The following is a 26072-nucleotide window of genomic DNA, read 5'->3' as shown; positions in this document are numbered from 1 at the left end:
ATTTAATTTGTAGCTTTGCGCCACATAGATTACGCAGGCTATACCCACTATGCGATGCATAGAGTCTGTTATTTTACCCAACTTTACAATGGCGCAATTAGCTAAACCCCCTGGGAGTCTGTAAGCGTTCTACCCAAACGCAAGGTTCCTGTAGTAAGCCCATACAACAAGCTTCTACACAAGAGGTAGATACGAATCACGTATTGTTACCCTCTTTTATTTTACAGTAGTACGAATTTTAGTAGTCATACGAAAGCATTGTATTTGCAGTGCTCTTGCTTTTGTGCGCTTTATAATTTGTGAAAACTGTACTTTAGAAACATAAAAATATGTTAATACTATCAAGGTATTTCGTATATTAAACTTTTTAAAACTAACCTAATTATGAGAATTAAGTATTTATTTTGCTTTTTCATATTTAATTCCCTATCTGTTTTCGCACAAGAAACCGAGAAAGAAGAAGAAAAGCTATTCGGGTCTATAACCCCCGCTACAACAGTTTCTGGTGGTAAAGGAAAAAATAAAATAGACGTGTTTTTAGATAGTAAGTTTGAGAACTACACTAAATTCACCAGTCAAAACACCTCAGACAGCAAGTTTCGAACTGTGCAATCGCGTGTTTACGTAAAGGGAACTTACGACGATAAGTTGACCTATTCATTGCGTTACCGTTTAAATGAGAGTACGGCATCAAAGGCTTTGGAGTTTGCCTTTTTGGAGTATAATATCAATGATAATTGGACTGTAAGTGCGGGTAAACAATTCATCGCTTGGGGTTCAACTGAGCTATCATACAACAGTGCTGAGCTGTATATGTTTACCAATATCATCGCCTCATCTCAGTTGTTTAGTCCCGGAGCGAGTGTAACCTACAAACGCGCAGGGCAATCCTATAAATTACAGGTGGTGTCACAAGGCGAACAATTCGTTGCAGAGGAGTATAAAAACAAAGCTTACGGAGGATTGTTTTTATGGGAAGGAGAGTTGTTTAACAAGCACTTGAAAACCCGTTATGGCTATGGGTTGATGCAACACGATGCCAAGAAATACTACAGTTGGATTACAATTGGAAACCGATTGATGTTTGACAAGTTGATGGTAGAGATGGATTGGGTGTATGGAAGTTACAATTTGAACGACGCACAATTAAACAGTCATAATCCAGATACAGGTTTAGCCTACGTACGAGATAACGTAACAAGTGCCACGTTTAAGTATAAAACAAAGAAGCTAACCCCAATTGTCAAAGCGATGTATAACTACAGAAGTGATTTAGACAATAACGTATCCTATGCGTTGTCAGGAATATCAACAGCAGTAGAATACTATCCGTTTGAGAAGGCACCATTTCAAGCCTTGCGCTTATATGCCGCTTATAACTTCTATAATTACAATTACAAGAAGTACGATGTAAAACCAGCAGATAAAAATGAGCATCAAATAGCACTTGGCGTACGATGGATGGTTCCGTTGTTTTAATTAATAACGAAGGACAATCAATTAAAATAGGGTTTACAAGCCCTTGTAAGTAAAGTAAAAAACAAGAAAATCTATGCAATAAAAAAAACACTGACGTATTTTTCGTCAGTGTTTTTTTATGCCTATTGTTTAGTGCTTACAAGATTTATAGCGATGGGCTAACAGAAGGTTAGTTAATTACTCCATATCCTTGTTTTTGCAGTCAGTGTTTTCGTTGAAAAATTCATTATATATTTTTATGCTCTCAATAGGATCAGGCATCCCCATTGGAGCGTTGTCACGTTCATAATGTTCTATTAGTATATTCAGAACCTCCAGTTCGTCTGCCTCAGGACTATTCGTTTCAGCGCCTTGTAGGAGTTTTGTTCTAATCAGTGCAATGTGATAATCTTCTTCAGTTCTTATAGGTTTTACTCTCATAATGTTTTTTTTAGTGGTTAAAGCTTTATGTAATAAAAACTTACGATTTTAAAGATACAGATAAAATATACGAGTAGTTCGTAATTTTTGAAAGTTTTAAGATATCAAATGTTCATTAAAAAAAGCAAAATAACTCTAAGAGAACTACTAAAGAAGCAACTATTGATTTATTTCTACAATATAGATTCACAATATTTAGGTATTTTAGGAGTAAGAAAGGTTAAATGTGATGAAATGTAGATAAGTATTGAAAACTAATTAGTATCTTAACCTTACTTAAAACAATAGTATGGAAAGTAAAAAAGACAGTAGAACAGGGCATAGATTAGCCTTTCTACTATTCGTTACCTCATTAGTAACATTAGTATTAATATATATTAGTCCGCAATGGCTTGGGGAACTTTTAGACTTCCTCTATGGCATTATTGGTGCACTTGTTTTAGTGAATGTTATTTATTTAGGAAGGTTAGTTTTTAAGATTATTAAGAGTAGAGGAGACCGTAAGAAACTGTATAATACTTGTATGGTTATGTTGATAAACGTACCATTTTTACTGTCCTTTATGTTTGTAGCTTTTGTAATAAAAAGCAATTTACGCATTACGTTTACAAATGAAACAGGCGTTGCATTGACCAGTATAAAAATGACAGGATGTGAAGACTTTACTATACCTTCTTTAGCAAAAGGACAAAGTAAGACGATTTGGGTAGATGTAAATAACGATTGTTCTGTAAGCATTATCTACGAAAAAGAGGGTGCTGTCATAGAAGAAAAAGTAGTTGGTTATGCTACTCCAGGCTTTGGCGAGCGTGTAAAATATGCAATTGGAGGAGAAAAATAAGAGCGTGTTTAGATGCTTTTGTGTAACTCAATAGAGAAAATACGCTTTTTTTAGGCACGTAAACCCTGTGCTATCATTGTATTTGTGGCTAAAAAGCAATAAAACTATGCTTGAATTTACTTTTTTTATATTCTTATATAATTGATAGTTAAAACATTAAAAAATAATTTAAAAATACTTATTAGAAACGCTTGCGCAGACGGGATTTATGCGTAATATTGCAACCGTTAGCAGCTACTGTTATAACTGCTGATTTTTTCCCTGATTAGGCTTCCAATTCTAATCGGGGATTTTTTTTGGAGTAAACTTTCATATACTCTATATGCTTTCAGCAATAGCTAAACTTCTTAGCTAAATTCCACCAACGTTAAAGAGATTCAACAGAAGTTTTAGAAAAGATTTGATAGGACCTCATTCGAGAGTCTTCCCACACAAGTTCGGGATTTGCTCGGAAATCAGCCTTTTTACCGAAGAAGTGTGGTATGAGTCTCGAACTTGATTCGAATTTGTTCTCTATAGTACACTGTGTAATCCCAATAGTAGCACAAGAAAAATAGATTTGTTACAAGAACTCATCAAGCTTTTATTTGATGAGGTAAATCCGTTGTACATATATTAGTGAATCATTAGTTATAATAAAAATACAGTCATATAAATAGCTGTTTTTTATTATTTTTTTTTGAAGTAAGAAAATAATAATAAAAATATTTGTATTGTAAGTTGTTGATAATTAGTATGAAATAGTCTGTTTTAAAGAAGGGGGTAATATATAATTGATACTAAATTTTTAAAAAACTTATGCAGATGAGGATTTCCGTAAAGAAGTTCGCATTTTGAGTGTTAAATTCGCTTTAGTAAGGAACAAGAAAATATTTATTATTGTTTTGTTTTCATTTTCTTTCAATATGTGCGTAATTGAATTATAATAGTATTGAAAAGGAAGTAAATTAAAGTAAGTGTTAAGGAAGAGCTATCTGAAAAGATGGCTTTTTCTGTTTTATTGTTTTAACAAAAAAATATATCTTTAAAGAGATTTTAAAAAATGCTAAGATGAAAAAATTAATTGCAATTGCAGGAGCAGCACTATTATTTGTGTCGTGTTCAAATGGACCAAAAAATACGGTGCAGAGTTTTACTGAGAATATGGCTAAAGGGAAAGTGGATGAAGCTAAGAAATACGCTACAGAATCAACAGGGAAATTAGTTGACTTTGCAGCTTCAGTAGGAGGGACGCCTATTGAGCCTAACTATAAATTTGAGTTTATAAAAGATTCTATCGTTGACAATAAGGCGTGGGTAAAATTTAAAAACCAAGAAGGGAAAGAAGAGGAGATGCAAGTAGTGAAGATTGATGGTAAATGGTTGGTACATATCGACAGCAAGAAATAAATCGCTTAAAAGGGCTTTATTTGCTTTTTATCGTGCTTTTCATAGGATGCACTTCACCTAAGAAAGTAGATGATGGTTTACGACTACCAGCCACTTTGAATAAAGGAGATGTTGTTGTTCGTCAAGGCAATGGGTATTTTTCCAGTTTTTTTAGGAAACTCGGTTCACACGAGAAAAAGTATTCTCACATTGGGTTGATTGATAAAGTAGGAGATAGTTTATTTGTTATTCATATTGAAGCAAGTGAACTCACTGGTCAAGGGGAAGTATTGAGAGAGCCGATTTCGACATTTTTAAAGGATATAGATACGTATGCTTTTTATGCGAATATGCTATCCGCTTCACAACAACAAGCAGTGGTTAGTCAAGCTACAGCGTATTACAAAGCTAAAGTAGCGTTTGATTTAGAATTTGATAGTGCGAATGACGATAAGTTGTATTGTTCAGAATTAGTTGCTATGAGTATTAATAAAGCGCTGGATTCGACAGTGATTCGACCAACTTTACAGTATAAAGAAGTGCTTTTTTATGGATTAGACGACATTTATAATACGTCAATTTTTCAAGAAATAGAGTAAATTATAAAACAAGGACTACTGATTGTAGTATAAAATATCACGGTGGTTATATCTTAAACCACCGAAAACGTTGAGTTTTTTAAGTTTGAGAAGGGGTGTTCGAAATGTCGGATACCCCTTTTCTTTTTTGCTATTTTATTATAACTTAAATAGTTGTATTTCTTTATATTTGTTAAAGAAATCTAAAGCACAACAAGATGAAGATTGGAAAAGATAAGATTGAGGTAAGTCTACTGGCAAAGGCTATTTCTATTGTTATAACTATAGTGGCTTATGCTATAGCATTAGTGGTTATAGATTTAATTTTTGATGAATTAGGTACATTTAGGTCTTATGCCATACAATCCGTGTCTTTTGGTATTTTTTGGTTTCTATTATTTGATTTTACAATGAACAAGTTTTCTAAAAAGATTGACAAAGAAATAGAACTTGATTTAGAAGAAGGAGAAGAGCTAATAGCCTATGGAGTTGCTAATTTGTTTCGTAATTTAAACGGGAAGTTGTTTTTAACCAATAAACAGCTTGTTTTTAAATCATTTCAAGAGAATTTAAAAACAGGAACTATTAAACTGACTTTAGATAGAATTGAAAGTATCGAAAAACAAAAGACAATGTTTATTATAAATAATAGTTTATTGGTACGTACAATAAATGGTCATGAGTTTAAGTTTGTAGTAAACGATCGTGACGAATGGTTAAAAGTGTTGAACGAGAGTTTGACTTTAGCCAAAATATAATTTCATAGGAGATATTTACTCCTGAACATACGTTTTATAAACACAAACACCCTTGTAATTTTACAAGGGTGTTTGTGTTTATATGCTTTTGTGAGTACAAATAAAGGAAGTGGGTTAGATGCTATTTGAGAGAAAAATTAGCGTGTAGCCTTGTGTTTACGCAGAAATACGATTTTTGAATAGTCTTTTTTATGCCATTATACGTCATAATGGGCTTAAAAAACCATAAAACAGGGCCATTTTAGTGTAAAAAAAGGTAATAAATGTAAAAAAACAACAATTCTAAATAATACCTTTAACTTCTATTTTGTTTATAAGGCTTTAGAAGCAAGGTAGTTAAAAACAAGTGTTTTTCTTATAATTTTCAATTTAGTTTATTTTTTTATTTGAGATATGATATTTTTCGCATATTGTACCCTTGGTTTGATTGTTTTTTTGTAATTTTAATAATGAAATAATTAGGGATGGGTTTGGTTTTAAATGTTTGTTTTTCAGTGTATTGAAAATTATAATCTTTAATGTTTTTGCATAGAATTATTTCTGTTTTTTACATCAAACTCATTTGAGTAATTACGGTCAAAAAAGGCTTTATATCAGCGTTTTTTTGAGCTGTGATTCAATTATTTTAGGCTAATAAATAAAAAAAATATAAAAATCTGTTAAGGATAAATATGTTTGGCTTGTTTGTTGCTATATAATGAAAAAAAGGTAAAAGATAGAAGTAAGAACCTATTGCCAAAGCCTATTTGTGATTAAGACTTCATAAAGTCCCTATTGCCTTTAGTACAACCTTTGTTAGCAAAAGAGTACGTATAAGGTGTCTCCATTTCCTCTGAAATGCGATTGTTGTTTAATGCAATGTTTTGGTTAATTAGATTCTTGTTGTTTAACATAAACAACTGTTTCTTTCTATTTAAAGATTGTATATAAGACAAAAATTGAGAGTAAGATGGCAAGTAAATTAGACCCCATTAAACCAGTACCAGCGTTAGTCGCTGTCGCGTTAACATTAATTATTTGGTTTTTAGTTCCAGTTCCTGAAGGAGTAAGTCCAAATGCGTGGCATTTGTTAGCTTTATTCGTAGGAACAATTGCAGCAATTATTGGAAAAGCCCTACCTATTGGAGGGGTATCCATTGTAGCTATAGCATTAGTAGCCATAACAGGAGTTACTAATCCAGGCAACTCAAAAGCAGCGTTAGCAGATGCTTTGAGTGGTTTCTCAAACGACCTTATTTGGTTAATTGGTATATCAATTATGATTTCCATCAGTTTGAGTAAAACAGGATTAGGAGCACGTATTGGTTATTTTTTAATATCATTATTTGGTAAAAAGACATTAGGAATTGCCTATTCAATGGCTTTTGCAGAGACTATCTTAGCTCCTGTAACACCAAGTAACACAGCGCGTGGAGGAGGAATTATTCACCCTATTATGCGTTCGATTGCCTCAAGTTTTGGTTCTAAACCAGAGCGTGGTTCTACAGAGAAAATCGGTAGGTATTTAGCGTTAGTAAACTACAACACTAACCCAATTACATCAGCGATGTTTATTACAGCAACAGCACCAAACCCGTTAATTGTAAGTTTGATTTATGAAGGAACATCTCCTAATCAACACATTTCATGGATGACTTGGGCAGCTGCAGCGTTTGTACCAGCAATTGTTTCATTAATCGTGATGCCGTTGGTTATCTTTTTCCTTTACCCACCAGAAATTAAAAAGACACCAGACGCACCAGAGTTTGCAAAAGCGCAGATTAAAGATTTAGGTCCTTTTTCATTGGCTGAGAAAATTACATTAAGTGTATTCATCTTGTTGTTAATTATGTGGGCAGGTGTACCAGCGATGATATTCGGTAGTGCCTTTGTGATACAACCAACTACAGCAGCTTTTGTGGGATTAGCGATTTTAATCATATCAGGAGTGTTAAGTTGGGATGATATCTTGAAAAACAAAGGAGCTTGGGATACAGTAGTATGGTTTGCTGCTTTAGTAATGATGGCGAGTTTCTTAGGTAAATTAGGATTGGTATCTTGGTTAGCAACTACAGTTGGAACAGGTATTGACCACTTAGGAGTAAGCTGGATTGTAGGTGTGATTATCTTGTTATTAGTATATGTGTACTCACACTACTTCTTTGCAAGTACAACAGCACACATTACTGCGATGTTTGGAGCGTTTTTCGCAGCAGGTATCGCATTAGGAGCACCTCCAATGTTGTTAGCATTAGCATTAGGTTTCTCTTCATCTTTAATGATGTCATTAACTCACTACGGAACAGGTACTGCTCCAATTATCTTTGGATCAGGATATACTACACTGGGTGAGTGGTGGAAAACAGGATTTGTTATGAGTGTTGTCAACTTGCTAATCTGGATTATTATCGGTGGAGCTTGGTGGAAATTCTTAGGATTCTGGTAAGATATATAGACAATAAAAGCTGTGAGATTCTCACAGCTTTTTGTTTGAATAAAGGCGCTGTATAGCGTCTTTTTTTAAGATTATATTTTACTAAAAAAGTATGCTACTAAATAAGAAAATAATAAATATGTTTGTAATAGAATAACCCAAAGAGATATTAAGAAAAAATCTTAGTATAATCATCAGAAAAGGAACAAAAAAATGCCAATAATATCCGTAATTATACCTGGTTATAATGTAGAGAAAACAATAGAGAAATGTATTAATAGTTTATTGAATCAAACTTTTATAGATTTTGAATTAATAATTATTAATGACGGTTCTAAAGATAGAACGAAAGAAATATGTGAGGCTTATGCTTTAAAGGATTCTCGTATTGTTGTTATTAATACAGAGAATAGAGGAGTTTCAATGGCAAGAAATAGAGGATTAGAAGTTTGTAAAGGCGACTTTATAGTGTTTGCGGATAGTGATGATTATGTTTCTGAAAATTACTTAAGTAGTCTTATAACAGACTATAAACAGACAAATGTAGATTTAATTATTCATGGATTTAATACAGTTGGTTTTGATTATGATGTAGCAAAAGAAATGGCTCCTCAAATTGTTTCTATAACAGACTTTAAAACTTTATTTGACGAGTATAAATTACATAAAACTGGTTTTTTATTTGGAAAGTTATTTAAGGCATCGATTTTAAAAGAGCAGGCTATATTCTTTGATAAGAATATAGTTCTTCATGAGGATACTGTGTTTATTTTAAGTTATTTAGAGCATTGTAAAGAGGTGTTTTTTAATAATAAAAAAGAATATTATTATGTATATCATCCAAATTCATTGTCAAGAAAAAAACAACGTTATACATCGATTAAAGCTGTTTATTTAGCTTTTTTAAAATACTATTTTCATTGTATTAATATTGCAAAACTAAATCAAAATAGTAAAGATTTAGTTTGTTTTAAAGATTACACAAATGGTTTGCTCAGAACGATGCTTTCAACACTTTATAAAAGTGGATATTCTAAAAAAGAACGCATCAGTATGTTAAAAAGTTTACCTAAACGAGGAATAGATTTATTTAAAGATTATACCTACAAATCACCTATTAAAAACTCTGTTTTAAAGTTATTGAAAAAGAATAAAATAGAGGCTTTTGATTTTTATATGTCTCTTTTATATTTTAAAGGAACTTTAAAACAATGGTCTAAGTAAGGAATTAATGACGTAAAAATATATTGTCAAAAAGATATAATAAAAGCTCATTTGAACTAACAAATGAGCTTTTATATTTTAGTATTTCCAAGCCAAGATACGGCTAACTTTATTTCCTTGTTCCATTGTAATTACGCGAACCTCTTTAGCTTCTGCCTTTTTCAATAGATTTTGCAATGGTTTTAAGTGGTCTTTATTAGATACCAATGTTGTAAACCAAACAGCTTGTCGTTTAAAATGTTTACTCTCGTAAATGTAGTTTGTTATAAAAGCTTTTTCACCACCGTCACACCACAATTCATTGTTTTGTCCACTAAAGTTCTGTACAGGTCGCCCGATAACTTCTTTACCAATATTTTTTAGTTTCTGAGTAGTCTTAGCCATAACCTCTTCACGCGATTTAAAGAACGGAGGGTTACAAATTACCACATCAAAGTACTCTTTCTCTTGAATAATGTTTTTCAAGATGTTGCGTTTGCTCGGTTGGAAGCGAATGTTTACGCTTTTTTTCAAATGAGGATTGTTGTCTATAATATGCAAAGCAGTATCAATCGACTGTTTCTCAGATTCAGAAGCTACGAATTGCCAGCCATATTCAGCTACTCCAATAATTGGGTAAATAGCATTAGCACCAATTCCCAAGTCTAAAATCTTCACTGCTTTTCCGGTCGGAATCTGCATATTATTCCCTTCTGCCAACAAATCAGCGATATAGTGAATATAGTCAGCACGCCCTGGAATAGGGGGACATAGGTTTGTTTTAGGCATATCCCAAAACTTTATCTTGTAATCCTTCATTAAGATTGCCTTGTTTAACAAGCGCACTGCCTCCGGATTAGCAAAATCAATAGTATCAACCCCTGACGGGTTTTTAATAACGAAAGCCTCTAATTCAGGAACATAGCTTTTTAGCTTGTCAAAGTTGTAAAGCTCTTGGTGTTTATTTCGTTCGTGTAATTTCTTTTTAGTTGCCTTTGCGTCTCTCATTATTTTACTATTTGCTGCAAAATTAGACTATTTCTGTGGTTTTTCTATGGTAATTCTGCAAAGATAGAGCAGTTGTTTTTTGTACGTACATCGACATTTGTTTTACTCGTTACAGTTCACTCATCACAGATCACTTCTTACGTATCATATTTTTAAAATAAAAATAAACGATGATAGTCTGTTTTTAGGCTAAGATTATATATTTGCAATTAATCAAAAGGAAAAACAATGCTCGAAATAACGCTATATCCCACTTATTCAGAAGTATTTGCTACGAGTGAATTAGAGGGAGTTTTTTATCCCTTGTGTACAATCACCACTGCGTCAAATGAGCAGTTGCATTTTGTATCTCACAACGGAATGTGGGTTGATGAGGAGGTGGATTCACAAGAAAATAACAGTCAGTTTACCCGATTTTCCCTACAAGATGGCAAGTACGTATTTGCTGGTAAAACTACTGTTTATAAGGGATATGAAGTAGCAAAGCAAGTGTATCCGATTATTGCAGCCGACTTTACAGCTAATGGCATTGCGTATTTAAACAGCAAGAAGAAAACAGGAGATTACATAGATGAAATACTGCCGAAGTTGTGTGATATAAACGTTGGGGACTTTGATGTAGATTATTACCTGCAAACGTTTTACGAGTATGCTATCAATAAAGCAGACTATCAACGCAGTGGGAAGTTTGGTCGTTTTAGACAAGTCATTGACGGTTGGGGTAAGGCAGATGAAAGCGATTATGTGTACACAGATTTAGAAGGACTTGATACGCATTGTTATGCTATGGCAAGTGGTCAGTTTGAAGCCATTGGTTACACAATAGGGAGTGAGTTTTTTACAGATGGTAACGACAATTGTTTGTATTACGACAAACAGAACAATGGCGTGTTACTTGTAAACCACTACGGATAAAACGTTAAATAAGAATAGATCAGTTCATTTGACAATTAGACATTATGAGAAAAGTACATTTAAAGTTATTATTAGTTTTTAGTGCAGTTATATTGTTTTTTAGTTCGTGTCAACAAAAAGCAGAGCAAGCCCAAGTAATTGAAAACTTTGAGGTTAAGCGTTATTTGGGAAATTGGTATGAAATAGCTCGCTTTGACTTTAAGTTTGAAAAAGATTTGAATAATACAACGGCGAGTTATAGTTTAAATGAAGATGGAACAATACGCGTTGTAAATAAGGGATTTAATCCTTTTACAGAAGAGTGGAAAGTAGCAGAAGGAAAGGCAAAGTTTGTTGGAGAAAAAAACATCGGACAATTAAAAGTGTCTTTTTTTGGTCCTTTTTACTCAGGTTACAACATTTTAGCGTTGGATGAGAACTATCAGTTTGCATTGATAGGAGGGAAAGACTTAGATTATTTATGGATTTTATCACGTGCAAAGACAATACCTGATGCAATCAAAGAAGAATACCTCAAAATAGCTGAACGTGCGGGGTACGATACAAGTAGATTATTGTGGATTGAACACAACAAATAAGAAAACATAATTTGAAGATGGTAGAACATACATATTTTAAGACAATAGAACAAGATTGGGCTGGGTATTCAGCTTCTATTTTGTTTTCACACCCAAGCTTTTCAGAAGAAGTAACCGTGTTTTTAGGTCCAGCATACGACGATGAAGGAGAAGAAGTAGATTCGCCACCAACAGAAGCTGAATTGACTGAAATGGCTCAAACACATCAGCTGTTTATTGCAAACATAGATCTGTATTTAAAAGCGATACAAGAGAGAGCATATGAGTATTATTGTGCTTATTATGCTCATTATTATGAAGACGAGGCAGAATCAGGAGAAGCCCCTTTAGGAATTGATGCGGTAGAAAAACACAATCCATATATCAAAGAATTGTTGCATATCCGCTTTTTAGCAGGAGGAGTTATCATTTTGCCTATAAGATATGCTTTAGATAATGAACACGGCTTAGAGTTTAGATTCACAAATGGAGAAATCACCGATGTAGGAGGAATAGATGATACATATTAATACAAAAGAGAGGAACGCAGGTTCCTCTCTTTTTTTATTTAGTTTACTCAACGCTAACGTCATTATTTTATGATTAAAATGAGAAGAACAAGATTATAATAAGTATTATTGTTTAATGTGTTATTTTTTGGTTTGTTTTGTTTTAAATAATGTAAAATAAATTAAACTAATTGTTTATTTAACATAAATAGCTTTGTTTTTGGTGGTTGTTGGATTTTATGTTAAGTTTGAAAAAAATCACGTTATGAGAAATTTAATGCTATTTATAGCTTTGTTTTATTGTACATTATTATTCAGTCAAATAGGAATTAATGTAAAGCTACCCACGGAAATGCTTGATGTTAATGGGACTATGCGCATTAGAAAAATTAGTGAGTTGAAAGACGATAGTGTTTTTGATCTTATGGTTTTTGATAATGAAGGAGTTATGAGATCTGTTGCAAAAACGGGTATTGAGATTAAAAGAGAGGAGGTATCAGTAACTTTAAATGCAAAGCAAAGTATAGAGGTAGTCAATACATTAGGATTTGAGGTGTCTAATATAGTTGTTACTACAGTGAATGGTTGTGATCGTGCCATGATATGTTCATTTCAATCAAATATGGGATCTTTGTTATTTATCAATGGTATTGCAAGGGATGTAGCAGCACAAGCACAAGTTTTACCAATTCCTAATGGTTCTTCAAGTGGAGTTTCTGCTGCTTATGAAATTACGTTTCCTGATGTTAGAGGATGTACAAATGATAATTCAGGATCTGATGATTTTAATTTTAAATTAGAAAAAACATCTACAAAAAAATATAAGTTGACGAATAATGGAAATGTTACGCGTACTTATATACTAGTGTTTAAAAAAATAGCTTAAAAAAGAATTAAGTAAAAGAATGATATTATGAGAGATAAATTTTTTTTAGTGATGTTTTTATTGTCTGCTTCTGTGGGGTTTGCTCAAGTAGGGATTAATACAGCAATACCAACAGGAGATTTAGATGTAAATGGTACGTTAAGATTGCGTTCTGTGAAATCAATAGAATCAGGTCAGGATTTTAGGTTAGCAGTTGTCGATTCAAAAGGAAATATAGGAGCATTGAAAAGAGCTGAACTTGAAATAAAAAGAGAAGAAGTTTCTGTAGACGTTGGGTCTGGTGAATCTATGATTGTTAAAAATATTCAAGATTATAAGGTGGCTAATATTATTGTTACCTCAAAAAATACTTGTGGTAGAACAATGATTAGTTCTTTTCAAATTAATGAAGTAGCAATGTTATTTATAAATGGAGTAGCTCGTGATGTCTTAGCAAATGTAGCGGTAGGTACAATAGACAATAGTTTAAGTAATATACATTTATCAGCTGCTTATGAAGTAAGTTTTTCTGATGTTCTGGGGTGTGGTGATGGAGGAAATGATACTCAGTTTAATTTTACTTTTCAAAAAACAGGTTCAAATGAATTTCAGATAATCAATAATGGTAATATTAAACGTACATACAAGATTATTTTTCAAAAAATATCTTAATAAATGATGAAAAACAAATATGATATGAGAAATTTAGCGATTATAGTCTTGATGTCTTTATGTGTGAATGTATTTGGACAGAGTAAGCAAGTTGGGGTGGGGGTTGCCTTACCACAAGAAAACTTAGATGTCGAAGGAACAATGAGGATGAGAACCATAAAGGCAAACAAAGAGAATGATGATGTTTATTTACTTGTAAAGGACAATAAGGGAACTATTAATAAGGTTTCAAAGGATTTATATGGGCAAAATTTGGATTTTGTAAATAAAATTAAGATTGAACCAAATGAAACTGTTCAAGTAAAGAATGAAACAGGATATCCTTTAACTTCGATTTTAATTTTAACAAAAAACAATTGTGGTAGAAGAATGATTGTAACTTTTCAATCTAATTTAGGAGCGTTGGTTTTTTTAAATGGAATCGCAAGAGATCAAGTGGCAGAACCTGAAATTGTAGCTATTCCAGCAAATGTTACTGCTTATTCGGCTGAATGGATTGTTAAATTTTCTAAAATAACGCGATGTAAAGATGGTAAAGGTGGATATTCAGGAATTGCTGATTTTTTTGATTTTTCAATAAGAAAGCTTGATGAAAAAACTTATGAAATAAAAAGTTTAGCATCTCACGTTAAAACAATGTCTGTATATTTTGAGAAAATTTAAAATACAAAAGAGAGGAACGCAGGTTCCTCTTTTTTTTTTATTTAGTTTACTCAACGCTAACGTCATTATCCTCTGACTTCTGTTTCCCATATTTGAAAAACTCTCCGTACGTAAGTTCAATTTTACTCAGTTTTTTATATTCTTTTTTCTTTAGTACGCCTAAGTATAGCTCGTCATCATCAAAACGTTCAAGTCTACAAATCAAGTAATCCTTGTCTAATTTCTTTTTGATGTTTTTGATGATGTAAGGAATAGCCTCTTCTTTTGTGATTTTTTCCTTTCGAATTGCTGTAATTACTTTTTTGTGTAGTTTTTTAGGGTCAATATCCAATGCCTTTCCTCTGCAATCAAGACGTTTCATAATAAAGTTTAAGATGTCAATATCCAAGTGTTGGCTGTTTTTATCTACCTTTAAAATGATGTTTTGTGCCAATAAGAAATCTATGAAAGAGCAGTCTTCAATAGTTTCTCTCGTATCAGATAAAATGGCTGTGTACTCCAGTGGCGACAAGAAAGAGTGGAGTACTTGTAGATTGGCTTTTTTCATAATTGAATGTGGTTTTTTAGTTTTATAACATAATGGTTGTAAGGCTATATCAAAGAAACATAGGTACAAGTTACAAAAAAAAGTGAGTTAATGTGTTAATTAACAATGGTTTGTGTTATAAAAGAAAAGAGAGATTGGTTGTAATTTACTTTTGATAATTGCAAAGTGCTTAAAAACAGTAGATTAAATTATAAATAACTAAATTGTTATTTATAATAGTTGTAAGTTAGCATATAAAATCACCATTAATGGCAAAGAAATATCTATTATTTATGCTGTTAGCAAGTCTATCCTTTAACAGTTGTAAGCAAGTCGGGGATAAACAAGCAACAAATATTGCAGTAGCTCAACAAAATAACTTTCCTAAATCTTTAGGGAGTGTTAGTGATTATACAAATGTACTGACACTTGAGCAAGCAAAGGAAATAGAGCAGTATATTGCTGCTTTTGAGCAGCAAACATCTAACGAGATAGTGATCGCTTTATTGGAATCAGTACCAATAGAGCGTGACTTTAAGAGATATTGTATTGAATTGAGTAATACTTGGGAAGTAGGTAAGCCAGGGAAACACAATGGTGTTACTATCATTGTTGATTTAAAAAATAAACGAGCAGCTATTCATACAGGTGATGAAATTAACAAGGTGTTTACTGACGATAAATGTGCCAATATTCTTAGAGATATTGCTTTTCCAAACTTTAAACAACAACAGTATTACGAGGGGATAATGGGCAGTTTAATTGCACTTATAGACATTTGGAATATTGACGAATACGAACACGATTTGTAAAAGACAGAGGCTACATATAGGGATAAAATATGTAGATTTGGATGTTAAAAACGTTGAATAATTGGCTAAATGGAGTAATACTTCGTAACTTTAAAGGTAACTGAAAACAGATGAGTTATGGAGATTACAGAACAAGATATAAAGGAGTTAGAAGAGAAATTAGCCCAAGCAATTAAAAGTCGCGATTTAAGTGAATTGAATCAGTTTATACACGATGATTTTCTGTTTATTGCACCTAATGGCTTGACAATAACTAAAGAAATGGAATTATCCTCACACCGTTCAGGTACTATGATTGTAGATGAATTGGAAGTTACCTTTAAAGATATTAATATAGTTGGAGACTGTGCTATTGTGATGAGTGTTTATCAAACAAAAGGTCGCTTTATGGATATGCCAATAGAAGGGATGTTTAAATATATTCGTACCTGGAAGAAAACATTAGATGGTTTAAAAGTTATTTCTGGTAGTTGTGTACGATTAGAGTCATAAGTATAATAATATAGAAAGTAAAAAAGGTATTTCTCAAAAAGGAATACCTTTTTTATTTAATACAAATAGTAAGAAATATTTGGCAATTAGTAAGTTGAAATAGGAATATAAAGAGGAGCTAATAAATAAAAAACACAATGGAAATGACGTTTTGAGAATAAAAAGAACTATGCCTTCAAACTTTTAGGTTTTGTTTATTAAGTAATAAAATGCTAAAAAAGAGTAATAAATACTAAAAGGTGCTTGTTATTGTCTTAAAACTATTAATAATATAGATTAAAAAGTCAAAAGTTAAACATAGTGACTAAATGCGAATTAAGGGCTCTTAATAGTGTATAATATTTTTAAAAACGCTATGAAAAATTATTTTGCAGAGTTCTTTGGAACATTTTGGTTAGTATTTGGTGGATGTGGTAGTGCTTTATTCGCTGCTGGATTACCAGGAGTAGGAATAGGTTATGCTGGAGTAGCATTAGCCTTTGGTTTAACTGTATTAACGATGGCCTATGCAGTTGGTCATATCTCAGGAGGACACTTCAACCCTGCTGTCTCAATCGGACTTTACGCAGGAGGACGTTTCTCTCCGAAAGATTTATTTGGTTATATTGGATCACAAGTATTAGGAGGAGTCGCTGCAGCTTCTGTTCTTTACGTTATTTACAAAGGAGTAGATGCTAATGTTATAGATAATACTATGCCAGGGGCTTTTGCAGCAAATGGCTATGGTCATCTTTCTCCACACGGGTATGATGCATTGTCAGCATTTGTAGCTGAGTTTGTTTTAACAGCTTTTTTCCTAATTATCATTATGGGGGCAACGGATGAGAAAGCTAATAATAAGTTTGGGGGAATTGCTATTGGTTTAGCATTAACGTTAATTCACTTAATTTCTATTCCGATTACGAACACGTCAGTTAACCCAGCACGTTCAATCTCACAAGCATTATTTGTAGGAGGAGATTATATATCACAATTGTGGTTGTTTATTTTAGCACCAGTTGCTGGAGCTATTGTAGGAGCTTTAATCTATTCAAAATTATTAAAAAGAGATTAATTGAGTTAGTAAGTTTATTAATCATAAAAAAAGACAGACATTATTCAATGTCTGTCTTTTTTGTATAAGGTATTTTGTTATGTTCAAAAGTGTCATTTAACAGTTTATATTAAACTGTTTTTTTGTGTTTGTTGATTTCGTCTTGTAATTGACGACGAATTTTTTGTTCACGTTCAAGAGATGATTTTCTCAGGTCTTCTAATTCTTGTTCTGTTTCTGCTAACCTTAAATTTGCCTCACGAGTAACCGCGTGACTCTTTTTAAATCTAAAAACAAAGAAAGCCAAAGCTAAAATTAGTATCCCGATAATAGTCCAAACAATAGAAGTAAATGTCGATTTTTGCGTTGACATTCCTAAAACTTGGAAGCTATTCTCACGTTCTAACGCAACAGCTAAATCAGCTTGTGCAGTTTCCAATTTATTAGACATCGAGATTAATGAGTCAGTTTGTGCTTGAGTTGCAGCTGAATGATTGTCAATTACTAATTGTAACTTGTTCATTGCATTATTTACATTAGTTTGTAATTGTTGCAATTTAACCTTAGGAACAATTTTATACGTTTGGTAATTGTTTGATTCATTTACAAGTGTTGTAAACTGACTATCAATAGAGTTTGTTTGATCTTGAGCAAGACAAATTGTATTAAAAGTTAGTAAGGAAACGGCCAGCATGATTGTTTTTCTCATTTAAATGTGTTTTAATCTTTTATTATACAAATGCTTATTTAAGGTTCATATTTATATATCACTATCTATTACGCACAAATAGTGATAAAATTGTGTAACTACTTAAAGTTGTTTCAAATCTAAAAGAGAAATAATATTTAATTAAGTAGCTTTTATCCTTGTAAAAAAGGCGAAATAAGGAGATGCAATATATAAAATGTTTAGCTGATTATAAAGATGTTTGCTATACAATATGTGATTATGAAGATTTTGTTTAATAAACTATTCATAGTCATAAAATTATAGAGAAAAAGGGGGCTCTTTTACTAAGTGAAAGTTGAAAAAGAAATAGTCTAATAGTACAGATATATTATTTTATAAGTGTATAAATGACGATTTGTAGTGTTTATACAAGGTATTTTAGTTCTAAAAGCAATAGTACAAATGATTGTTAAATCGTAATTGTTTATCGCTAAGCAAGTACTTATTAATAACAATAAAATTATTTAAAAATTGATAGTTTACAGTTAACGCATTATACATTTTAACTACTTAGTCTTACATTTCATTTTTCCCTTGAATAGTCTTATTTTTACTCCCCCTTACAGCAGTCAACCCTATGAAGTATCATAGTTAGAGGTACTATTGTAAGTAATAGGATTAAAGATAGTTAATATGAATATAGTAACATTTGAAGAGGTTTTTAGAGAGAGAGTATTCCGTATTCCCGATTACCAACGGGGGTATTCGTGGACTAAGAAGGAGTTAGAGGAGTTGTGGAACGACCTTTCTAACACCCATCAATTGAGAAACGCTTTTCACTTTACTGGTATTCTGACATTAACCGATTTTACTGCAAACGACAAAGAGAGTATTCGCAAAGAGGGGTTTACTTTGAGAGGCGATAAGTTGTATGTAAACAACAAGGCGTATGATGGAGTAAACCTTGTTGATGGACAACAGCGTTTAACGACTTTGTTGATTCTCTTGTCTGAGTTAGCAGTTGTCTTAGACGATGGCCCAATGAAACAAGCATTAATTGGTACTTATTTCAAAGTGCGTGAAAACAATAGTAACCGATATATTTTCGGATACCACGTTGACGTACCCTCACACAACTATTTGATTCGTGAAATCTTCAATGATGAGGCCTATATGCGTGAGGAAACAGAAACGCTGTACACGCACAACCTAACCCTTGCTAAGACGTATTTTGCTCAGAAAGTAGCGAATTTTCCACAACAAGAAATTGTGCTGTGGATAGAGAAAATAACCAAGCATTTATTGTTTTCAATTCTAAATTTAAGCGAGTCCAAAGAGCGTCCATTAGACGTGTCGATGGTCTTTGAAACGTTGAACTTTAGAGGAAAACAATTGTCGAGTTTAGAGCGATTAAAAAACCGTGTGTTGTACATTGTGTCTAAACAATTGACTACCAAAGGTACGATTGACAGGAGTAGAAAGAAAGTAAACCAATCGTGGCTGGAGGTCTATAAATGGTTGGGAAGAAACCCAGAGCAAGCAATGGATGATGACGCATTCTTAAAGGCGTTTTGGTTGTTGTACTTCTCTCGTACTTCTATGGTATCCACCGATTTTAAATCGTACCAGAAACACCTATTTACCCAAGACTTCCACTTAGAAAAGGAGTTAGGCGATACGAATTACGCCGAATACAGTGAACTTACCGAATGGTTAGAAAGTATGCGAAAGGCAGTAGTTCTGTGGTATTTTATCAATAATCCGTTTGCCGTAGATGGTGATGAGGACTTCAAGTACATTGTTAGTGAAAAGATTCAGCGTAGCATACAACGATTAAACAATTTTCCGCGTGGATATGGTAAGTATATGTTGAATCTGGTATTAGCAATTTTGATGCACGATTTACCAGAAAAAGAGAAGGCTACAGAAATAGAAATAGCTCAGAAAATAGCTACGATTGAAAGGTTGTTATTTGCCATTGAGCGTCACAATATTATGTGTTTTTTGTTACAAGGAAACAACTCCAACCTAAACCAAGAAGACGTGTTTAGAGATGTGAACAACTACTATTTGCGAGGACGTGCACACGATAATACGTATCTTTTAGAGACATTGATGGAGTCGCGTGTAGAACACTTTAAGTGGCGTGAAGTTAGCAAGCACATTCAAAAAGGAGAAGGCTTTAAAAGCTGGACAGGCTTAGAGTATTTTTTAAAATCGTTGGAAGAGTATAAAGGAACGCTGTTGAGCAGTGGAGAGCCGCGTATTAATCTGGTTTATCCGTCTGAAGATTACTATATGGAGCGAAGTACGTATAAAGATATCAATAGTCAACAGAAATTAAACAGAAATAAGTACACTTACTCAGTGGGGAATATGTTCTTATCGTACAACAAACAAGAAGCGAATACTTTTGTAAATGTTCAAAATAAAGTGCGCAATGCCATAAAACACGAGTACCGATTGACAAGTTCGGAGTTAGACTTGCTGAATTATCAGGAGTGGACCAAGGCAACGATAGAAGATAGGGGACGTCAGATGTTTATGGATTTTATTGCTTATTGGGAGTTGCCAGCAATTTTAGATACCGAGATGAATAAGTTGCTATTCAATGAGATTTAGTTTGTTAGAAATTACGGTTAAAGTATAAGATAAAAAAGAGGCTGTCTTTTATTGAAAGACAGCCTCTTTTGTTTTTTAACACATGTCTAAGAGGACATACTATATATTGATTAGTTAGGGGCTTGTTTAAAATAAGTGTGAGTTTCTTTAAGTCATTTCATCGAGAACGGTTGTAGCTTTCATCGGGACTTCTTCGGAAAAGGCCCCTGTTTTGCAAGCAAGACTACTGTTTATGCAAAGCGATGCTAAATAAAAGGTGGTGTAAAATATCTATCTGTTTGTTTTACAGTGGTTTGTGGTTTTCTATGTTTACAGGTAAAAACAAGGGGGATGCGTAGAAATGGGAATAGGACAAAAGTGGAAAAAAAGAGAAAAGAAAGGAAAAAAAGAGAAAAGAAAGGACAAAAGTGGAAGGGTGAAGAAAAGATAGTAAATTATAAAATAGCTTTGTAATGGTTTTAAAATCAATTGGTTCGTGAAAAAACAAAAGCTATGAAAAAAAATAATGAATGTTTACAAGTGGATGGGGAGGTTAAAAAAGCCAAGCAAAATGTGCTAAACCACACGGAGGTTCGTCATCAAGGTACTAAAGAAAAGAAGGATTCCTTTTATGAAAAAACGTATGTAAGTGTAAATCCAGGCGAAGAAGAGGAATATTTGACTAACTTTTTTACCAATTTAGAAGAGTTCACAAATCCTTTTTACAAGCTTAATTCTCTGAAAAAAATGGTAACCCCTTTTTTGGTTGAAAAAGGAATGAAAGAAGCAACTTTTCAATATGGAAATCACGCATATATTGATATGAGTAAGTTGGGATTTACTACAGGTCGTGGTAAAAAACGGAAGTTACATAGTTTAAAAATGATGTCAAATCTTCAATTATCAATGCAATGGAGAAGGTTTAAATCAAGTGAAGATTCAGATAAAAAGAACATACTGGTAGTTTATTTGTTCAATCCGATAGTACATGAGTCCACTATTTACGAATATGAAGCTGAAGAGGTGCATTACAAGTTAGTTCTTCCAATATTTAAAAGCTGGGAAAATCACCGGGTTCACGTATGGGCTTTTTGGTATCAAGTTTGTGCAGATGAGATACAAAGTAACTCTAAAAGTCAGTATGTAGGTGAGATTACAATTTTGAAGAAATAGGGTTGATTGTGAGACAATCGATTAGTTGTTGTTGCTGTAATCGATTAATACAAAACAAAAAATGCCACCTAATCAGGTGGCATTTTTTTGGTTATATATAATCTATATTATTTAATATCAGTAGTATATTCACCTAATACAATATCTTTTGTAAAAGAAAGGTTGTCATACTGGTCTTTGATAAAGTGTGCACCTTTAAGTGTTACTTTGTGAACCAATTTTGCTGGTCCTTCAACAGGATTTGTCTTACGTGTTTCAATAACGATTTGCCCCTTAGTAGCAGTCCACAGTTCTTCTAACTTGTTTACGTTTGCTTCAGATGAACCAGGAATATCTCCTTCATATTTACATACGTTAGGTAGATTAATTCCCGTGCGACTGTAATATCTAAAAGTAGCTACTCTTTCATTGTCTAAGTTAATCGTTTTAACAGTTTCTTCATTAGGTAATTCATCAATTGATAAGCCAACTAAAACAGCCTCTCTATTAGAAAGTGTAACAGTGCGTCCTTCACATTCATTCAATGTTTTTAAGACTCCATCTGCTCCAGTAAACTTAAACTCTAAAGTACGGTTGGCATAGTTGTTCGTTCCAAATAACATTTTATCATACTTAATATTCGTTTCTCCCTCTTTAAAGTTGATGTTTTGTAAATAAAACGCGTATTGGTAAGTCAACGATACAGAATTGTTTGTTTCAGAAGTATTGTTGTTTAAAGCGATTTCTCTATTGATAATAACTGTTCCCCCAGGCGATGCAGGAATGCTTTGAATCACTGATGGCGATGCAGGAGGTGGTAGGTTACAAATAGATTTACTATCTACTTTATCTGTGTATTTTCTATAGTCTAATGAAGTTGATTGACCATCAATATTAACCGCAATAGTTTTAAGTGTTGGGTCTTTCATTAGATTTTCTGCATCCACTACAAGGATAAGTGCTTCGTCATTCTGAAGTTTGTAAAATATCTTTTCTGCACCTACTGTGCTACATCTTGAAACAGAGGTGTTTTTACTAAAATCGATATCTTTATATACAAGATCACCGTCGTCACAAGAAGATAAAACAGTTAGCAAAGATATACTTGCAATGGCTAAAAACTTTTTCATATTAAGTTTAGAATTATTTTCAGTGACAAAAATAGTTTTTTTCTTGGGATAAAGTAAAATTACAACGTAGTTAATCGTTTTTTAACGCGATTTTCTGTTTGTCCCCTTTGATTTTTGCGTAAACAATCAGTAAAGGCTCTTTTTTTGAACAACAACTTTTGCACAGAGTTTCTTTTTTGAAAGGATAAATTGCTTAGGAGATTATGGATTTATCTATATTTGGAAAACTTATTAAAATCGTAATCCAACAACTTATATATGAGTAATTCATCTGTAAAAACCAATTATCCAGCGTTGTATATATTGGTTACCGTTTTCTTCTTTTGGGGCTTTTTCGCTGCGGGTAATAGTATTTTTATTCCATTCTGTAAAGCTTTCTTTCATTTAGACCAGTTTCAATCACAGCTTATCGACTTTTCTTTTTATACAGCTTATTATTTTGGGGCGTTAATCTTGTTTTTAGTGAGTTCTTACAAGCGAAAAGATTTGATCGGTAATTGGGGGTTTAAACGCTCTATTGTTTATGGATTACTGTTTTCTGCCATCGGGGCAGCTGCAATGATATGGGCAGTACAGGTGAGTGTTTACGTAGCGTTGTTGGTTGGCTTGTTTGTCGTGGCCCTTGGGTTTTCACTACAGCAGATTGCGGCGAATCCGTTGGCTATTTCTCTGGGAGATCCTAAAACGGGAACGAGTAGAGTGAGTCTTGGAGGGGGAATCAACTCGCTGGGAACAACGGTAGGTCCGCTTTTAATGGCGTATGCGCTTTTTGGAAGTACGGAAGCGTTGACAGATGATCAGATTCAACATTTAAGTTTGGATACGATGACATTTTTATATGCCGCTGTTGGTGGACTATTTTTACTTGCGGCAGCGATGTTTTACTTTTCAAAGAAGATTCCAGCCGGAGTTAGTACAGAGGAGATTGAGCCTGCAAGTAAGTCGATTAAGTTATTGTTAATTATGACTGGCTTACTTATTGCCTTGTTTATTCCTGTTTTTGGAACATATAGCAGTCAGGCGAGTAAAGATATTGATCAATTAGAATCAGAACGTATAGTATTAGCTCAACGTTTGGAAAATGGTGATTTACCACAAGTTGCTTTACTTGAAGGAAACCCTTTACAAACAATAGATCAGGCGATTGAAGTACTAAAAGTGCCCTTAGAAAACAAGCGTATTTTGTTGCTTTGTGGTGCGTTAGTCGTTATTGCTGGGAGTATCGCTTTTGCTTATGTAAGTAGTAGAAAAAATAAAGAAGGATGGGGAGCTATGCAGTATCCGCAATTGTTATTGGGGATGTTTGCCATCTTCGCTTATGTAGGTGTTGAAGTTGGAATCGGGAGTAATTTAGGAGAATTATTAAAACTTGAAGAATTTGGGTCGTTACAATCGTCAGAGATTGCGCCTTATATTTCGATGTATTGGGGGAGTTTGATGATTGGTAGATGGGCAGGTGCTGTAAGCGTATTTAATTTAAGTAAAACAAAACGCGTATTAGCTTTAGTGGTAGTTCCTTTGTTAGCATACGTTGTCGTGCTGTTTGCCAATGTGTTAGCAGGAAATGATATTCAACATTTGTATTATTATATCATCTGTGTGGTTATTCAAATTTTATTCTCTTTTTGGAGTAAAAATAAATCTGCCAGAACAATGGTGTTATTTAGTACATTTGGACTCGTAGCAATGGTGATTGGATTGATGACAACAAGTATGACTGCTGTTTATGCCTTTTTAGCAGGAGGATTAGCTTGTAGTGTATTGTGGCCAGCTATTTTTAATATTGCAATTATCGGTCTTGGAAAATATACCGCACAAGGGTCTTCTTTCTTAATTATGATGATTTTAGGAGGAGGTATTATTCCACCTATACAAGGAAAAGTAGCAGATATAATAGGAATACACCAATCATATATTGTTAGTTTATTGTGTTTTGTGTATTTGCTTTTATTTGGAATCATTGCTAAAAAGGTCTTAAAAGAACAGGATATTATCATAGATAACGTTGAATGATTTAAAAATAATCACATTTGATGTAAAACTGTTAATATAATTATGCTCTTTTTTCGAGTTTTTATTATATTTGCTTATTGATTAACTAAAGAACACAACAACTGCTTTCTTTGTAAAGCATAGTATTAATACCAACAAATTATTAGGAAATGAAACAAGTATATCTTGACAGTGCAGCAACAACATCTGTGCGTCCTGAAGTAGTAGAGGAAATGATTAAAGTATTAAGAGATGATTATGGAAACCCGTCATCTACTTATTCTATTGGACGACACGCAAAGGCGTTAATTGAAAGTGCACGAAAGATAATCGCAAAACAGTTTAACGTTAGTTCTTCTGAGATTATTTTTAACTCTTGTGGAACGGAAGGTAACAACTGGATTTTGCGCTCTGCTGTTAGAGATTTAGGAGTTAAGAGAATTATTAGTACAAAATTAGAACACCACGCTGTGTTAAACACTATAAAGCAATTAAATGCTGAATATGGTGTGGAGATGGTGTTTTTAGATATAAAAGAAACAAGTGAAATTGATTACGAGCAACTTGAACAATTATTAAAAGAGGGTGATAAGCCAACTTTAGTGAGTTTAATGCACGTAAACAATGAGGTTGGTACTGAACTTGATTTGAAACGCGTGGCTACTATGTGTCAAGAGAATGATGCTTTGTTTCACTGCGATACAGTACAATCAGTTGGTAAAACAAGAATTGATTTAGCTGAAATTCCTGTAGACTTTATTGTAGCAAGTGCTCATAAATTCCACGGACCAAAAGGAATTGGTTTTGCATTTATCCGTAAGAAAAACGTGTTGAGACCAGTAATGTTTGGAGGAGAACAAGAAAAAGGACTTCGCGCAGGAACAGAGGGAACACACCAAGTAGTTGGTATGGCAAAAGCGTTAGAAATGGCGTACGAGTTGTTGGATGAAGAACGCGCTCATATTACTTCGTTAAAAGAGTATTGTAGCAAGCGATTAGTTGAAGTGTACCCAGATGTACATTTTAATGGTAACAAAACAGGATTCTACAATATTTTAAACGTGTTATTACCTTTATCAGAAGAGAAAGCAGCAATGATGTTGTTTCAATTAGATATGAAAGGAATCGCTGTATCAAGAGGTAGTGCTTGTCAATCAGGTAGTCAAAAACCATCTCACGTATTGTCTCAGTTTTTATGTGCTGAGGATTTAAAGAAACCGAGTTTAAGACTTTCTTTTAGTCACGAAAATACAAAAGAAGATATTGATATTTTGATAGATGTATTAAAAACTATCTAACAGATTTATAGAAATCTACTGCTAAGGCGGTAGATTTTTTTTTGCCTTGTATTCAAGGCTAAGGCTTTTTGAGAAATAAAAATAATGTTGCTCTAAAATAACATTGCTTTACATCAA

General features: G+C 33.1%; 26 protein-coding genes. 20 read left to right on the top strand and 6 right to left on the bottom strand.

Annotated elements, in window-relative coordinates; genetic code table 11:
* Positions 1–384: 384 nt before the first annotated feature.
* The gene (locus AABL81_RS00715; RefSeq protein WP_341340094.1) at positions 385–1479 is read left to right on the top strand and encodes a porin; all 1095 of its coding nucleotides are present in this window, start codon (positions 385–387) and stop codon (positions 1477–1479) included.
* Positions 1480–1656: 177 nt separating this feature from the next.
* Here AABL81_RS00715 and AABL81_RS00710 read toward each other — a convergent pair whose 3' ends face one another.
* On the bottom strand, positions 1657–1899 hold the full coding sequence (locus AABL81_RS00710) for a hypothetical protein (protein WP_158210701.1): 243 nt from the start codon (positions 1897–1899) through the stop codon (positions 1657–1659).
* A 289-nt stretch (positions 1900–2188) separates the two neighbouring features.
* Here AABL81_RS00710 and AABL81_RS00705 point away from each other — a divergent pair, with 289 nt between their 5' ends.
* From AABL81_RS00705 to AABL81_RS00690, 4 genes are all read left to right on the top strand, one after another.
* On the top strand, positions 2189–2740 hold the full coding sequence (locus AABL81_RS00705) for a hypothetical protein (protein WP_341340093.1): 552 nt from the start codon (positions 2189–2191) through the stop codon (positions 2738–2740).
* A 1050-nt stretch (positions 2741–3790) separates the two neighbouring features.
* Entirely contained in the window at positions 3791–4129 is a 339-nt protein-coding gene (locus AABL81_RS00700; RefSeq protein ID WP_158210703.1) for a DUF4878 domain-containing protein, read from the top strand.
* Entirely contained in the window at positions 4099–4707 is a 609-nt protein-coding gene (locus AABL81_RS00695) for a YiiX/YebB-like N1pC/P60 family cysteine hydrolase (protein WP_341340092.1), read from the top strand. Before AABL81_RS00700 ends, AABL81_RS00695 begins: the two co-directional genes overlap by 31 nt.
* A 197-nt stretch (positions 4708–4904) precedes the next feature.
* Positions 4905–5444, top strand: a complete 540-nt coding sequence (locus AABL81_RS00690; protein WP_341340091.1) for a GRAM domain-containing protein — start codon at positions 4905–4907, stop codon at positions 5442–5444.
* A 752-nt stretch (positions 5445–6196) separates the two neighbouring features.
* On the opposite strand, the gene AABL81_RS00685 is transcribed toward AABL81_RS00690, so the two are convergent.
* Positions 6197–6337, bottom strand: coding sequence for a hypothetical protein (locus tag AABL81_RS00685; protein WP_158210706.1), 141 nt, complete (start codon positions 6335–6337; stop codon positions 6197–6199).
* Positions 6338–6393: 56 nt separating this feature from the next.
* Between AABL81_RS00685 and AABL81_RS00680 the strand changes: the two genes are divergently transcribed.
* Positions 6394–7869, top strand: a complete 1476-nt coding sequence (locus AABL81_RS00680) for an anion permease (protein WP_158210707.1) — start codon at positions 6394–6396, stop codon at positions 7867–7869.
* Between the two features lie 201 nt (positions 7870–8070).
* On the top strand, positions 8071–9081 hold the full coding sequence (locus AABL81_RS00675; RefSeq protein WP_341340090.1) for a glycosyltransferase family 2 protein: 1011 nt from the start codon (positions 8071–8073) through the stop codon (positions 9079–9081).
* A 78-nt stretch (positions 9082–9159) separates the two neighbouring features.
* On the opposite strand, the gene rlmF is transcribed toward AABL81_RS00675, so the two are convergent.
* Positions 9160–10068: a 23S rRNA (adenine(1618)-N(6))-methyltransferase RlmF gene (rlmF, locus tag AABL81_RS00670; RefSeq protein WP_158210708.1), complete on the bottom strand. Its 909-nt coding sequence runs from the start codon at positions 10066–10068 to the stop codon at positions 9160–9162.
* Positions 10069–10296: 228 nt separating this feature from the next.
* Here rlmF and AABL81_RS00665 point away from each other — a divergent pair, with 228 nt between their 5' ends.
* The 6 genes from AABL81_RS00665 (at position 10297) to AABL81_RS00640 (ending at position 14249) form a co-directional block, all read left to right on the top strand.
* Positions 10297–10983 (top strand): hypothetical protein, encoded by a 687-nt coding sequence (locus tag AABL81_RS00665; RefSeq protein WP_341340089.1) that lies wholly within the window; start codon positions 10297–10299, stop codon positions 10981–10983.
* Between the two features lie 44 nt (positions 10984–11027).
* Complete coding sequence (locus AABL81_RS00660; RefSeq protein ID WP_341340088.1) at positions 11028–11561, top strand: lipocalin family protein; 534 nt, start codon at positions 11028–11030, stop codon at positions 11559–11561.
* 17 nt (positions 11562–11578) lie between these two features.
* Complete coding sequence (locus tag AABL81_RS00655) at positions 11579–12070, top strand: hypothetical protein (protein ID WP_341340087.1); 492 nt, start codon at positions 11579–11581, stop codon at positions 12068–12070.
* A 244-nt stretch (positions 12071–12314) separates the two neighbouring features.
* Complete coding sequence (locus AABL81_RS00650; protein WP_341340086.1) at positions 12315–12935, top strand: hypothetical protein; 621 nt, start codon at positions 12315–12317, stop codon at positions 12933–12935.
* A 27-nt stretch (positions 12936–12962) separates the two neighbouring features.
* Complete coding sequence (locus AABL81_RS00645; protein ID WP_341340085.1) at positions 12963–13586, top strand: hypothetical protein; 624 nt, start codon at positions 12963–12965, stop codon at positions 13584–13586.
* Between the two features lie 3 nt (positions 13587–13589).
* Positions 13590–14249, top strand: a complete 660-nt coding sequence (locus AABL81_RS00640; protein ID WP_341340084.1) for a hypothetical protein — start codon at positions 13590–13592, stop codon at positions 14247–14249.
* Positions 14250–14295: 46 nt separating this feature from the next.
* Here AABL81_RS00640 and AABL81_RS00635 read toward each other — a convergent pair whose 3' ends face one another.
* Positions 14296–14796: a hypothetical protein gene (locus tag AABL81_RS00635; protein WP_341340083.1), complete on the bottom strand. Its 501-nt coding sequence runs from the start codon at positions 14794–14796 to the stop codon at positions 14296–14298.
* Positions 14797–15044: 248 nt separating this feature from the next.
* Between AABL81_RS00635 and AABL81_RS00630 the strand changes: the two genes are divergently transcribed.
* The 3 genes from AABL81_RS00630 to aqpZ all read left to right on the top strand — a co-directional run bounded on the left by AABL81_RS00630 (position 15045) and on the right by aqpZ (position 17133).
* Complete coding sequence (locus AABL81_RS00630; protein WP_341340082.1) at positions 15045–15587, top strand: TPM domain-containing protein; 543 nt, start codon at positions 15045–15047, stop codon at positions 15585–15587.
* Between the two features lie 117 nt (positions 15588–15704).
* A complete protein-coding gene (locus AABL81_RS00625) occupies positions 15705–16079 on the top strand; it encodes a nuclear transport factor 2 family protein (RefSeq protein WP_158210714.1) in 375 nt (124 codons plus the stop codon).
* Positions 16080–16434: 355 nt separating this feature from the next.
* Positions 16435–17133, top strand: a complete 699-nt coding sequence (aqpZ, locus tag AABL81_RS00620) for an aquaporin Z (RefSeq protein WP_158210715.1) — start codon at positions 16435–16437, stop codon at positions 17131–17133.
* A gap of 109 nt (positions 17134–17242) precedes the next feature.
* Here aqpZ and AABL81_RS00615 read toward each other — a convergent pair whose 3' ends face one another.
* On the bottom strand, positions 17243–17821 hold the full coding sequence (locus AABL81_RS00615; protein WP_341340081.1) for an LPXTG cell wall anchor domain-containing protein: 579 nt from the start codon (positions 17819–17821) through the stop codon (positions 17243–17245).
* A 654-nt stretch (positions 17822–18475) separates the two neighbouring features.
* On the opposite strand from AABL81_RS00615, the gene AABL81_RS00610 reads away from it, so the two are divergent.
* Positions 18476–20404, top strand: coding sequence for a DUF262 domain-containing protein (locus AABL81_RS00610; RefSeq protein WP_341340080.1), 1929 nt, complete (start codon positions 18476–18478; stop codon positions 20402–20404).
* Between the two features lie 492 nt (positions 20405–20896).
* Positions 20897–21556 (top strand): hypothetical protein, encoded by a 660-nt coding sequence (locus AABL81_RS00605; RefSeq protein ID WP_341340079.1) that lies wholly within the window; start codon positions 20897–20899, stop codon positions 21554–21556.
* Between the two features lie 107 nt (positions 21557–21663).
* Here AABL81_RS00605 and AABL81_RS00600 read toward each other — a convergent pair whose 3' ends face one another.
* Positions 21664–22665, bottom strand: a complete 1002-nt coding sequence (locus tag AABL81_RS00600; RefSeq protein WP_158210729.1) for a hypothetical protein — start codon at positions 22663–22665, stop codon at positions 21664–21666.
* Between the two features lie 258 nt (positions 22666–22923).
* Here AABL81_RS00600 and AABL81_RS00595 point away from each other — a divergent pair, with 258 nt between their 5' ends.
* Together AABL81_RS00595 and AABL81_RS00590 are read left to right on the top strand one after the other, a co-directional pair.
* Positions 22924–24678: an MFS transporter gene (locus AABL81_RS00595; RefSeq protein WP_341340078.1), complete on the top strand. Its 1755-nt coding sequence runs from the start codon at positions 22924–22926 to the stop codon at positions 24676–24678.
* Between the two features lie 149 nt (positions 24679–24827).
* Entirely contained in the window at positions 24828–25955 is a 1128-nt protein-coding gene (locus tag AABL81_RS00590) for a cysteine desulfurase family protein (protein WP_158210731.1), read from the top strand.
* The last annotated feature ends 117 nt before the right edge of the window (positions 25956–26072 follow it).

Origin of the sequence: Myroides sp. C1519, assembly GCF_038039755.1 — a bacterium.
Lineage (GTDB): Bacteria > Bacteroidota > Bacteroidia > Flavobacteriales > Flavobacteriaceae > Flavobacterium > Flavobacterium phaeum_A.
The sequence above is the reverse complement of the archived record's forward strand: the minus strand, read 5'-3'. Positions and strand labels throughout refer to the sequence as shown.